The following is a 13,189-nucleotide window of genomic DNA, read 5'->3' as shown; positions in this document are numbered from 1 at the left end:
TAGCAAGTGATGCTCAAATAACCATCAATAAAATTGTTCTACATTTAAAAAGTTACTTTTTAGTAAGCTGTGCAATAGCTGTATGATACAGCATCAGCATGGCTTTAAAACGGCGCTCATATAAGCCTTCTGCATACAGCAACTCCACACTTAAGCTATCGATAATGCCTAGATAAGCGTCGGTATATAGCGCTAGTTGCGCAGAGTTGAGTTCATAAGGCTTCAGAGCCAGCTGTATTTGCTCAGTCAGCACCTCAATATAAACGTTAAAAGTCGCCGCGCTGGTATTGGTCAGATGCACAGGTGCGGCATAGGCCATGCGAATTAAAAACCGTAAGGTAATTGCGCTTTCATAACGTGCTTCAAAGGCGTGGCAATACGCTTCACCGGGAGCAGTAAACTCATTAGTCGTCGCAAAACATGATTTAACAAATGCACATTCTGACTCAAGCGCATCTTGTAGTAATTCTAAGTATATCGCTTCTTTACTGGCAAAATGCGTATAGAGAGAGGCTTTGCGGATGCCCACAGCCTTGGCAATATCACTGAGTGATGCGCCCTCATAGCCGTGCATAAAAAAAGGCTCAAACGCGGCATCAATAATACGTTGCTTAGCGCTTGAGCGTGGTTTATGACTTTGCATAGGCCTCCTCTAATGATGTTGTGGCGACAGTGCTATCAGGTTTTAAACTTCTAGAACTAAAATAAACCAAAGTTAAAATAACGGGTCCCATAACACCTAGCAAGATTAACCAATATAAGGTGTTTATTTCGACCAATTGCCCCGCGATGGGCGTGGCAGTAGATGAGAGTAACATAGGAATGGCGCCCAATAAAGCCGCGCTTGAGCCCAAAGCGCTGCGCTGCGAGTCCATTGCAATTGCCATCAACGTCGCCTCCAATACGCCAAGGCCAAATAATCCTAACGCAATACCAGTTACAATACCGCCCAAACCCATTGATAGTAGATAAGCGACGATGCAGACGGCACTACCGAGCATCATGACACCGGCACCGATTAAAGCCAAATGTGACGCTGATATTTTTTTGACCAAATAAGCGGTAGAAGAAGCACCTAAAATTAGACTGATGCTGGTCAAGCCAAAGACAAAACCAAATTGCTCTAGGCTAAGACCGTAGTCGGTTTGATAGACATAAGCAGAACCACCGATGTAGGCAAACAAAAAGAAATACACCGCAGATAGTGCAAACAGATTAAAGACAAAGGTCTTATTTTTTAATATGCCGACATAAATGCCTGTAATATTTTGCATATTTAATTGAATGCGTTTGTCTTTTGGCAAAGTTTCTTTGATATTCAACAGCGTATTAATCAGCACAATCATACCTAACGCCGCCAAAATAAACATGACGCCACGCCAACCATAATGCGTACCGACGATACCACCGATTGCTGGTGCGACGATTGGACCTAATGCCACAATGGTATTTAGTACAGCATAAATCTGTGCCGCTTTCGGTCCATCGACTAAGTCACGTACCATGCTCATCACCACCACGATAGCCATCGAGGCGCCAAGACCTTGCAAAATGCGGGCGAAGATTAGGCTTTCAATACTTTGTGACCACATCGCCCACACGGAAGCGCCAATATATGCAAGTAAGCCTGCAAATAATGGTGCGATTCGTCCTATGGCATCAGATACGGGACCAAAGACCAGTTGCCCTAAGCCCATAAAGATAAGAAAGACGGTCAAAGTGATTTGTGTGGTGGCGTAGGAAGTATTGAGGTCTGTTGCCATATTTGGCATTGAGGCCAAATACATATCAATCGCTGCAGGGCCAAGCGCCACAATAATGGCAAGAGAGATGATGGTTTTGATACTGATGTGTTTTACATGGGTTTGCTTATTCATAAAAGTGCACTATTAGCTGTTGATTGTTTAACTACCGAACGGTAGGTAGTTATACTCGCTATTTTAGATGAAGGCAATATTTTTATGAGTCAATTGCTTATGTAATGCTATAGCGGCTTAACATTTAATAGATATAGTGAGTGAAAAGTAATATAGATACATCGCGCACTGCTGCTGATAGCAATTTTTCTTGCTTGCTGTGCCTGCGCAGACAGAGGCTATAAAAAATTGATAGCAGCAATAACGCAGCGTTTTTAGGATATTTTGATTAGATAAGTTAATAGCAATTAAATAACCGCCATCGAATAACGGGCACAAAAAAGCTGAGACATGCTCAGCTTTTTTGATGTAATTTTGAGAAATTTTTAGACAATGAAGTATGTCTAGATAAATCAGTCATTTTCTAAGAACGAGCGCAGATGCTCAGAACGTGAAGGATGACGCAATTTACGTAGCGCTTTTGCCTCAATCTGACGGATACGCTCACGCGTGACATCAAACTGCTTACCGACTTCCTCTAACGTATGATCGGTTGGCATATCGATACCAAAGCGCATTTTAAGGACGCGTGCTTCACGCTCAGTCAGATTGCTCAAGACATCACGCGTGGCTTCTTGTAGACCAGCCGCCGTCGCATCGTCAACTGGGCTTGAAATCGTACCATCTTCGATGAAATCACCTAGGTGTGAATCTTCATCATCACCGATAGGCGTCTCCATCGAGATCGGTTCTTTGGCAATTTTTAGCACTTTACGGACTTTGACTTCATCCATCTCTAAACGTTCGCCCAACTCTTCAGGCGTCGGCTCGCGTCCCATTTCTTGTAGCAACTGACGAGAGACACGATTTATCTTATTAATGGTCTCAATCATATGCACAGGGATACGAATGGTGCGCGCTTGGTCAGCGATAGAGCGGGTGATTGCCTGACGAATCCACCATGTCGCATAAGTTGAGAACTTATAACCACGGCGATATTCAAATTTATCGACCGCTTTCATCAGACCGATGTTACCTTCTTGGATTAAGTCCAAGAATTGTAGACCACGGTTGGTATATTTTTTAGCGATAGAGATAACAAGACGTAAGTTAGCTTCAACCATTTCTTTTTTAGCGCGGCGTGCTTTTGCTTCACCGACTGCCATACGGCGCGCGACATCTTTCATATCGTGGATTTTCATGTCGAGCTGCTGCTCGTAGTCACGAATGCGACGCTGCAATAAAATCACGTCATCGGCGACTTTTTCTAGCGTACCGGCAAACGCAGGCTTGCCTTTGATACGTTCAATCAGCCAATCGACGTTGGTTTCATTGCTTGGGAAAGTCTTACGGAACTCGTCACGCGGCATACGGCCACGGCGAATCACCAAACGCATGATTTGACGCTCATGCTTACGCACATCGTCATAGACATCATGCATGATTGCCATGACTTGGTCTGACAAGCGATTATTGAGCTTAAGCATCATAAAGCGCTCAGCAAGCAGGGCATAAGCTGCTTCAGCTTCTACGCTACCACGGCCATAATCAAGCAAGGCTTGCTTGGCTTTGATAAACAGGTTCTCAATTTCTTCTAAACGCAGACGAACTTGTTCTGGGTCGATACCGCCGGTTTCTTCTTCGGCTTCTTCTTCAACCTCTTCTTCGTCTTCATCATCATCGTCAAGCGCCAATTTGGCATTGGCTTTTGCTTTGATGACAGGCGGATTTTCTTTTTCTTCTTTAATACGCTCGCGCTCTTCTTTAGCTGCGTCTTTGGCTTCTTGTGCGGCGATTTTATCTTCTTCGGTTTCAGGGTCTAAAAAGCCTGTGATAACGTCGGACAGTTTTTTCTCGCCGTCTTGTACTTTTTCGTACTCATCAAGGACAAACTGTACCGTACCCGGCCAGTAGGCCATGGCATGTTGTACATCACGAATACCTTCTTCGATACGCTTGGCAATGGCAATCTCGCCTTCGCGAGTCAAAAGATCAACCGTACCCATCTCACGCATATACATACGCACAGGGTCAGTGGTGCGACCCGGCTCGGTCTCAACCGAGGCCAATACTGCTGCGGCCTCATCGGCTGCCATATCATCATCGCTTGAATCATCGTTCATCAAGATGTCATCGGCATCGGGCGCAGATTCAAAAATTTTAATGCCAACGTCCGTTAGCATTTGCACGATATCTTCAATCTGATCACTTTCAGTAATAGAGTCGGGCAGTTGGTCATTCACCTCAGCATAGGTCAAATACCCTTGCTCTTTACCCATTTGGATTAAGGTGGCCAGTTGAGATGTGGACTTAGAAACTGACTTATCGTTCATAAATACTCGCTTGCTTGTATCGGACATTTTTATATTGTGACTCGCTAACGCTTACGGGTGCGTTGATATAATCAATCGATTCATCAAAATATGGCGTAAAGGTTGTCAATAATAACAAAAATGAGTGGATATGAATAAAGGCTCAAAATACGACAATTACAATACTAAAAAACCGCTAAAAATGGTTCCTGCATAAATACGTCAAAACACGCTTACCTAAAAAATACCGTTACTTAAACTTGCTTAAAATGGCGGTTTAAAATCTAAAAGCATTTAAAGTGAATAGTCTAAAAAACGCTTTAAAAGTTGTTCGCTAAAATTGCGCTTGCACCAAAAATGCTACTCAATAATATGGGCGTATTGTCATCTATTAAATCGGGCTAGTAATATACAGCGACACAGTTTAACACAGACCAGCCTCATCAAGCACAAGCTAGTGAATCTCGCAGGCATTTATTATCTGTATGGATGATTATTTCTTAGCCATGACGTTTTTATCATTTTTTAACCAGCGCTTGCTTTGGCGCTCAATATGCAACTGGGCATAATCATTAATAGTGGGGGCAATGGCTGTGCTTTTAAAGGGCTACCGATGATAAATAAAATTTCGCCTAGCTGTTAAGATTTCACCGTGGCCATTTGTGCTGAGCGTTCCGCGTGCTGTTCGCGTAGCCAGTCGTTTAATAACTGTGATTGCTTACGGACAATTGCCAGTTTTATGTTGTCTGGGTTTTTTACTAAGTCTTGAATTTTTTTCTTCATATGACGCTCAAGAAGTTGACTGACCAGCTCTTCGACCAAGCCATCTAAACTTAAAATATTACGAGCAGTAAGGGCTTTATAAAAGGCGCCCCAATCACCGCTAAGCGTTTCTTGGGTGCTCGGTTTGACATTCGATAAAATAAAGTGCGCCGCTGCATTGGCGTCTTTTGGCAGATAATTAAGACAGCGCTTAATGGTACTGACGATATCGAGCAAGGCATTATCTTGCAAATCTTCCCAGGCTAGCGGGCGCAGAATATCGGCCGAGGCTTTTTGTTTAATATGCGCTGGTAGCTGCAGCTCATGAATACCTGCCTGCTGCCAAATGGCTTCTATAGGGTCATCGATTAAGGTACGCGGCTGGAATAAAAAACACAGCTGCAGCTGCTGACTGATGGTCATCTCACCATCGAAATCTAGCAGCGCATCCCTTGCGTCTTTGTTTTGATTGCGCCTGCCGCCAAGCTTTTGATAAATGTCATTGTTCAACAGATAGCGAAAACTGCTACCTTTCGGCAGGGCAGTGGTCAAGGCACGCACTTGTGACATCAGCTTGGCTTTGCCTTCGACCAGACTTAAGTCATAACGCTCACTCAAATAAGCAAAGATATATTGCGATAGCGGCATGGCATTGGCGATTTGCTCCCGCATGGCATCCGCGCCCTGACTTTTGATAAAGGTATCAGGGTCATGATTATTTGGTAAGGTTAAAAACCGCAGCTCTTTATCATCACCAAGCACAGGCAGCGCCACTTCAAGCGTGCGCCAAGCGGCTTTTTGTCCCGCGCTATCACCATCGAAACTCAATGTCAGGGTAGGGTTTAATGTCAATAACCGTGATATTTGGCTCTCATTAATTGCCGTACCCATCGACGCCACCGCACCATAAATACCGGCTTGATACAGGGCAATGACATCCATATAGCCTTCGACTACTAACCATTTATCGGCGCGCTGCTGGCGAGACTCATAGTAGCCGTATAGGACATGCTGCTTATGGAAAACGGGCGAGTCAGAGGAGTTAATATATTTGGGTTTTACCTCGTCATCGAGCGCGCGACCACCAAAACCAATGGTGCGACCTTGGTTATCGCGAATTGGGAAAATTACTCTGTCACGCAGTAGGTCGTAATCGCGCCCAGATTCTGATTGGCGCACTAAACCTAGCGCTTTAAGTCCCTCGATATCTTGCGGGAATTGATGCTCAAGATGCTGCCAACCAAAGGGCGCATAGCCGAGACCAAATGTTTCAAAAATATCTTCAGTAATACCACGCGATAAAAAGTAATGCTTGGCATGCGGATGAGTGGTGAGATTATGCTGATAAAACTGCTGGATTTGCTCTAATAGCTCGTACAGATTGCCGTCTTTATCAGAGACGCTAGTTTCATCATAAAGAGCAGTAGTATCAGCAGTAGCACCATCACTGGTCAACCATGCAGGCGGATAACTATTATCGTCTTGATCGTGAGCACCTTGATAATGAACTTCGTAATCATCGTCTGTATAAGGAATCGAATCATACGCCTCTGATGGCGGATAACTTTCATAATTATCGTTATAAGTTGGCGGCTGCATGTCAGCAGCTAGCATGTTTATGGATGACTTATTATCATCTGCTGTCTGGTTATTAGGCGTTTGCTGCTGCGTTTCTGCTGCCGATATTGCTGGCTGACTAGCGGGTTTTGGCTTGGTTTGCGGATTAACTTTTGGTTTAACGGGCGCGCGCTGATAGCTGACGTTTTGCTGCTCGTCTTTTGGGACTTCAATGCCCGTTTGTTTGGACAGCTCATTAACCGCTTCGATAAAGGTTAAGTTTTCATAATCACGTAAAAAACTGATGGCATTACCACCAACGCTGCAGCCAAAGCAGTGATAGATGTTTTTTTGTGGATTGACATAAAAAGACGGCGATTTTTCGCCATGAAACGGGCAGCAGCCTTTGTACTCACTACCCGCACGTTTGAGCGTGGTATGACGCCCAATGATACTGATTAAGTCAGCTTGGCTATTTAATTGTTCGAGAATATGGTTAGGAATGCTCATACAAAAAACAGTTTACCATAGGTCAATTATATTAAGCATCGACAATCAGCTAGGAAAAAACTGACAGTAGATAAAAATTATAAGAAGTAAAAACAGAAAAATAAGGCCAACAGAACGTTGACCTTATTTTTGATGATAGGTACTAAGCGTCTAAAATAGACGCGAGTAGTATCAACTTATTCAGCAGGTAATGTGGTACGGCGTACAGGGTTCATGTTTTGTGGATCGACATCGGCTTCTCTAGCAGTATCACCAGTGCTCGATTGGCTCGTCACGCGCTCAGTCGATGCTTCAGGCAAACCTAAACCTACATTGATACCGCTATTGGCACGCTTAGGAGACATATTTAGCGGTGCGTTAGCATTCGCTGCTGCCGCATTATCACTCGGCAATCTTAATTGATTGGCATTGCGAATCACTTGGGTTTTGGTGGCGCCATTGTAGTTACCTGACGCAACAGAGGTATCTTTATTAAAGCGGTTTAATTGTCCAAAGGTGAGTTTATTAAATAAAGTACGCTCACGTTTGGTATTGAGCTTGACGCGTCCATCAGCGCTAAGCATATTTGGATAGTTGATTTGCAATAGCGTCTTATACTCATTTGCTAAGTCATTAAGACCGAGTTTTTCATGGCTATAAGCCAATACGGCGAGGGCATTAGGCACAGATTCACTTAATGGATAATATTGGAATACCCATTTAGCACGGTTGACCGCAGCGACATAGGCTTCGCGCTCGACATACCAGTTGGCTGCACTCATCTCACTTTCGGCAAACTGATTATAGATAAAGGTCATACGCTGAGCAGCATCGGGCGCGTAAGGACTGTTTGGGTATTTATTGATAAGCTCTTGGAAGTTGGCAAAGGCAATACGCAAATAGGCGGTATCACGCTCAGCTTGATTGAGCTTAAACAATTTTAGACCTTCAGACGAGCCTTGCATATTGGCCACGCCGCGCACGTAGTAAGCATAGCTGACTTGCGGATTAGAAGGATATAGGCTAATAAATTGCTCAGCACTGGCAGCCGCCGCCTCGAACTTTCCACTTTCGTATTGGGCGTACATCACATCAAGCAAGGCGTGTTCGGCATATTGTCCCGTTGGATAAAAAGTGCGCAGATTGTTCAAATCTTCGATAGCTTGCGTATAGCGACCCTTATCAATCTGAGCGATGGCGTCGTTATAATAACCTTGCTCAGACTTCTCAGCAGTGGCAACCGCATCCACGTCTTTACCGCCAGTTAGGTTTTTAAACGTTTGACAACCCACCAAGTTGACGCTTAACGCCAGTAAGGTGATTGAGGACAGTTTGATAAACGTATTGCCAACAGCTTGCATACTTCTTCTCCGACACAAGACGCGTAATAGCAGCGACGCTATTAGGCTAAATTATAAAAGGGTAATAATAAAAAACGATGCTGGCGGCATCCATTAAGGGTCTGCTACTAAGTAAGCGCTAGCAATTAGCGCACTTATTATCCACATCGTTTTATCAAATGCAGTTTTGCCAATATTAATAAAATAAATTATTTTAAAAGTTCTTATTTTAAAAATCAGTGCCATAGCATACAGCAAAACAACGCTTACTTTATAGAATAACGCCTGCTTCGTCTATTTTTTCGTTATCTATTTTGTAGTTAAAGGGCTAATGCTTTATCTGTGTTGGCTTCGGTCTGTAGTTTAGCATGAGCCGTCGTCACGAGCGATATTGAATATGGCTGACAAGGACAAATATACAGTAAATTACAGCCATGTCATATTTTAGAGAGCTAATCTACCAAACAATGCCATCGGCTAGCGACTTAATTTTTATCACTTGTCATAAATTTTTAACACGGCTCACCACCTTTGAAAAGAAGGTAACGATAAAATCGCAGATAACACGCAGCTTCTGTAGGGCTTAGGCGCTTGGCATGTTACACTATGACGATATAACTGCTGCTTTTTTCGACCGTCCTTATTTTTGCCGGTCTGTGAGCGCCAGTCCACTTTCTTATCTCGTTTTCTTATGAAGTCAGCTTATAAAGCGCTAAGCGACTTTGTCCTATATCAATCCGCTATGAATAATGATGCTATGACGACCAATTTCCCTAAGAAACAACCGTTAGATACCGATATGTCAGCACAAGAGTTACCAATGCCAAATGAATTATTAAATGACCATCAGCGTGCGCTTGATGAGCAAACGCCGGACATATCCAATGATGAGTTTGATGAATTGGTCGATGACGATATTGTCGACGATGAAGATGAAGATGAATACGAAGACAGTGAGGGTTCAGTCGTAGTTGCTGGGCAAGCGGTTCCGGTCGTTATTGATGTCACGCATACCGTCATAGAAGACGAAGCGGGCTTACGTATTGATAAACTGGCATCAAAAGTATTTGCCGATTTCTCGCGTGCCCAGCTGCAAGGCTGGATTGCTGATGGCAGCTTACTTTATAACGGGACGGTACAAAAACCGAAAATCCGTGTCAAAGCAGGTGATGTCTTGCATCTATCGACGACACTGCAGCAGCATAGCGAAGATCAGCCAGAAAATATCGATATCGAAGTTGTCTATGAAGATAATGATGTCCTAGTGATTAACAAACCTGTCGGTATGGTTGTCCATCCGGGCGCTGGCAATCAGACGGGCACCTTGGTCAATGCGCTTCTCTATCATTATCCGCAGCAGCACCACTTGCCGCGGGCTGGATTGGTACACCGCATTGACAAAGACACCTCGGGACTGCTGTTAATTGGTAAAACCAAGCCTGCGCAAATGGCTTTAATGGAGCAGTTAAAGGACAAATCTGTCTATCGTCATTACCAATGTGTGGTTGCAGGGGATGCGGCAAGTTTACTGCGTCATCGCCGTATCGATGCGCCGATTGGTCGCCATCGCAATCAACGTACCAAAATGACGGTGATGACGGCAGGGCGTGAAGCGGTGACGCATTTATTGAATGTCACACCGCTGAACGATAACTATTGCCTATTAGACGTCGGTCTTGAAACGGGGCGTACCCATCAGATTCGTGTGCATCTAAGCCACATTACCTATCCGATAGTCGGTGACCGTGTCTACGGTGGGCGTCGTCAATTGCGAGCAGGCTTAACAGAAGCGCAGCGTCAGGCAATCAATAATTTCCCGCGTCAAGCATTGCATGCTTATACTTTAGGTTTCGTGCATCCAACGACTGGTGAAGATATCGAAGTTACCACGCCAATCCCTGAAGACATGCAGCAATTGATGGCGGTGTTAAGCGAAGGTTATGACGAAGAATAAAATCTGATGAGCTCTATTAAATAATGACATTCGTCTGGTAACAATCTGGCTGTAATGCTCTAATAATAACGATAAGACTGGTGCACTGACCATGCCTAACATAACAAACAATCTGCCTGTCACCTTAGTTGCTCAGCTTGATGACGTGACGGTTTTTCAAACGGCAGCTTTTAGCAGCGATGATAGTGAAGCGGCTAATGAGGTAGATAATCAGGCAAATTATGGTGCGCTAAATTTAGGCTTGCATGTCAATGATAACGCCAAAAAAGTCTTAAACAATCGTATGCGTCTATTAACGGCGATTAATGAGCAATTAGCGGCGGGGCAGCGTGCGGCAATCAATAGCTTGCACTGGCTTAATCAAGTTCATGGGCAGCAGATTTATGATGTCGATGCGACGGCGCTCCTTATGCGACCGCTAGACGCCGATGCCATGGTCAGTCAACAAGTGGGCTTAGGTCTTGCGATTATGACCGCCGATTGCGTACCGATAGTTTTATACCAGCCAGCAACGGGACAGATAGCTGCTATCCATGCAGGCTGGCAAGGGCTGGCGTGCGGCGTCATAAAGGCAACCGCCGAGCGCTTTGATACTGATAAACCAATCACGGCATGGATTGGCGTCTGTATCAGTCAAGAAAATTATGAAGTCGGCAGCCAAGTACGAGATAAGCTGCTGGCAGGCTGTATAGATAATCAAGTCTTGTCATCACAGCATCTTGAGAGTTTTGAACAACGTTATGTCTTAGCATCTGTAGCGGACAAGATTAAACTGAACCTGCCAAAGCTTGCCGCTGACCAATTAAGTGCAGCAGGTATTATAGTCAGCAATGAGTCCGCTATACCTTGTAGTTATGCTGACCCGCATTATTATTCTTATCGGCGTCAAACGCATCTTCAGCAGCCTGCGACAGGACGTATGGCATTGGTCATTGTTCGCAGCCTTGCTGTTTCTTGATGCAAACAATTGGCAATAGTTTTTAAGTAATGAAGCGCATTATATTGATAATGCAATAAAAAATAGCAGGCTTATCATTAGCCTGCTATTTTTTTGTTTTATTAAGACGACATTTGATGAATTAGCATACAGAATCATTCGATTTTGGCACAGACAGCCCGAATAAAGGACGCAGATATAAGGCTAAAAAAGTCCCTGCCATCGCCATGATGCCCCATATATAACCATGAGCACTAAAAGAGGCGATACCGCCGAAGTAAGCACCGATGTTACAGCCGAATGCCAAACGTGCGCCATAACCCATCATTAATCCGCCAATCACCGAAGCGGCGAAATTCCCCAAAGTAATCTGAGTGAATTTGAATAAACCACCCGCTGCTGAGGCAATAAAAGCGCCAATGATAATGCCGATATTCATGACTGTGGTTGAGTCAGCGAAAATAGACGCATTTAATGCAGCGGCATTCGCCCCTTGCCAATAGCCCCAGTTGGCAACATCAACACCAAAATTGCTGGCGATTTTCGAGCCCCACAATGAAAATGCAGAAGTAATGCCCCATGGTTGACCACGCGTGAGCAAGGTTAAAGCATTTAATATGGCTAAGACAATGGCGGCTGCGAATAACGGCCAAGAACCTCGAAAAATACGTCTCCAACCTGACTCAGTTGGAACGGGAGCCATCTTTGGAGCCTTGGTTTTTTTCTCAACAACGAGCGTAACCCACGCAATCAAAGCAAACAGGACCAAAGACAATACCCAAGCACCGCTATAACCAAGACCAGTAGAGGTGGCTAACGAAAAAGGCGCAAAAGACGGCATCTCTTCTGTCCAAAACGGCAGATGATAAGCACCAATGGTCGCGCCAATGACGAAGAAAATAAAGGTGATAAACATCACCGAACGTCCGCCGCCTACTGCGTAAAGCGTACCAGAAGCACAGCCGCCGCCAAGCTGCATGCCAATACCGAATACAAAAGCGCCGACCAGTAAACTGACACCAACTGGCGATACATAACCTGCGACTGAGCCGCCAAAAATCGTCGTACCATAAGCAAGAATGGGCGCAAACAACGTAACTGCAACGGCCAACATCAGCATATGAGAGCGCATGGCTTGCCCATTACCAACCGACATCAGGCGTCTAAAGGCAGAAGTAAAACCAAAGCGGGCATGAAATAGGGTATAGCCGAGCAATAAGCCGATAGCAAAAAGCAGCGGCTGGGCGGTAGTCTGGGTAATAGACAGATAGACCAACAGGATAAAACCAACAATAACACCAGCTATTATCAATGGTTTTTGTGGCTTATTTAAAGCCAGCGTCTCTTTAGCAATAGGCTCTCGTGTATCGTTCACGGGCTGAACGCTCGTCGTTATAGTCGTCAAGGGAATCACATCCTTCTCTGATATAATATTTCAGAGTTCATTGTTCATTGTTTGTATCATTGATTATGATAAGGTATTTGGAATATCCAACAGATTTTTCTAGGTATGATTGAATAAGGGCTATATGATAGACCCGTTTTAAAGAATCACTACAAGAAGAGCGGGAATAATTATATTCATATATGGAATAAGCAGATGGAGATCAACGGATAGCAGTGCTTAAATATATTTTAGCCGATATCTTTTTTTTCCTGTATTTCGCTATGCTTCTTTCTATATAGTCATTTCAATAACTATATCATCCATTTAATTTCGCCTTTAAGTTCAGCGTCTAAAAATAGCGCGGCATAGTGAAGGTTGAATTTATCAAAGCTTGCCTCATATCAATGAATTAATGCGTCCGCTGTCCTATATAATAGTTAGCTGCTACATAACAGTAGCCACATAAAGTATTTATAGGTGTAATGGACAAAATTCATGCTAAAAAGTAGAAGGTAGTCGCTAATGGACATAATTCATGCTATTTGAGTGACTTTGACCCTAAAAAGTCTTTAATAAACCGCAACTTACGCTGCTC

8 protein-coding genes are annotated in these 13,189 nt (G+C 44.1%); 2 read left to right on the top strand and 6 right to left on the bottom strand.

The annotated features are described in order from the left end of the window. Nucleotides 1-52: 52 nt before the first annotated feature. The 5 genes from A7325_RS14140 to A7325_RS11125 form a co-directional block, all read right to left on the bottom strand. The gene (locus tag A7325_RS14140) at nucleotides 53-643 is read right to left on the bottom strand and encodes a TetR/AcrR family transcriptional regulator (RefSeq protein ID WP_068408156.1); all 591 of its coding nucleotides are present in this window, start codon (nucleotides 641-643) and stop codon (nucleotides 53-55) included. Continuing rightward, nucleotides 630-1,877, bottom strand: a complete 1,248-nt coding sequence (locus A7325_RS11140) for a multidrug effflux MFS transporter (protein ID WP_068408154.1) — start codon at nucleotides 1,875-1,877, stop codon at nucleotides 630-632. The genes A7325_RS14140 and A7325_RS11140 overlap by 14 nt, the downstream gene beginning before the upstream one ends. Before the next feature lie 392 nt (nucleotides 1,878-2,269). After that, nucleotides 2,270-4,189, bottom strand: a complete 1,920-nt coding sequence (rpoD, locus tag A7325_RS11135; RefSeq protein WP_068408152.1) for an RNA polymerase sigma factor RpoD — start codon at nucleotides 4,187-4,189, stop codon at nucleotides 2,270-2,272. Nucleotides 4,190-4,807: 618 nt separating this feature from the next. Further along, entirely contained in the window at nucleotides 4,808-6,997 is a 2,190-nt protein-coding gene (locus A7325_RS11130; RefSeq protein ID WP_068408150.1) for a DNA primase, read from the bottom strand. A 176-nt stretch (nucleotides 6,998-7,173) separates the two neighbouring features. Beyond that, nucleotides 7,174-8,337, bottom strand: coding sequence for an outer membrane protein assembly factor BamD (locus A7325_RS11125; protein WP_068408148.1), 1,164 nt, complete (start codon nucleotides 8,335-8,337; stop codon nucleotides 7,174-7,176). Between the two features lie 856 nt (nucleotides 8,338-9,193). Between A7325_RS11125 and A7325_RS11120 the strand changes: the two genes are divergently transcribed. Both A7325_RS11120 and A7325_RS11115 read left to right on the top strand, forming a co-directional pair. After that, nucleotides 9,194-10,270 (top strand): RluA family pseudouridine synthase, encoded by a 1,077-nt coding sequence (locus A7325_RS11120; RefSeq protein ID WP_068408255.1) that lies wholly within the window; start codon nucleotides 9,194-9,196, stop codon nucleotides 10,268-10,270. A gap of 91 nt (nucleotides 10,271-10,361) precedes the next feature. Beyond that, complete coding sequence (locus A7325_RS11115) at nucleotides 10,362-11,228, top strand: polyphenol oxidase family protein (RefSeq protein WP_227515006.1); 867 nt, start codon at nucleotides 10,362-10,364, stop codon at nucleotides 11,226-11,228. Nucleotides 11,229-11,349: 121 nt separating this feature from the next. Here A7325_RS11115 and A7325_RS11110 read toward each other — a convergent pair whose 3' ends face one another. After that, entirely contained in the window at nucleotides 11,350-12,612 is a 1,263-nt protein-coding gene (locus tag A7325_RS11110) for a YeeE/YedE family protein (protein ID WP_238060753.1), read from the bottom strand. Nucleotides 12,613-13,189 lie beyond the last annotated feature (577 nt).

Source organism: Psychrobacter sp. SHUES1 (assembly GCF_001652315.1).
GTDB classification, from domain to species: Bacteria; Pseudomonadota; Gammaproteobacteria; order Pseudomonadales; family Moraxellaceae; genus Psychrobacter; species Psychrobacter faecalis.
This window is presented reverse-complemented; position numbering and strand designations above follow the sequence as displayed.

Bases quoted from the DNA above. Each gene is read 5' to 3' on its own strand.
- A7325_RS11130 (WP_068408150.1), bottom strand. From the start codon at position 6,997: ATGAGCATTCCTAACCATATTCTCGAACAATTAAATAGCCAAGCTGAC.
- A7325_RS11125 (WP_068408148.1), bottom strand. From the start codon at position 8,337: ATGCAAGCTGTTGGCAATACGTTTATCAAACTGTCCTCAATCACCTTA.
- rpoD (WP_068408152.1), bottom strand. From the start codon at position 4,189: ATGAACGATAAGTCAGTTTCTAAGTCCACATCTCAACTGGCCACCTTA.
- A7325_RS14140 (WP_068408156.1), bottom strand. From the start codon at position 643: ATGCAAAGTCATAAACCACGCTCAAGCGCTAAGCAACGTATTATTGAT.
- A7325_RS11140 (WP_068408154.1), bottom strand. From the start codon at position 1,877: ATGAATAAGCAAACCCATGTAAAACACATCAGTATCAAAACCATCATC.
- A7325_RS11115 (WP_227515006.1), top strand. From the start codon at position 10,362: ATGCCTAACATAACAAACAATCTGCCTGTCACCTTAGTTGCTCAGCTT.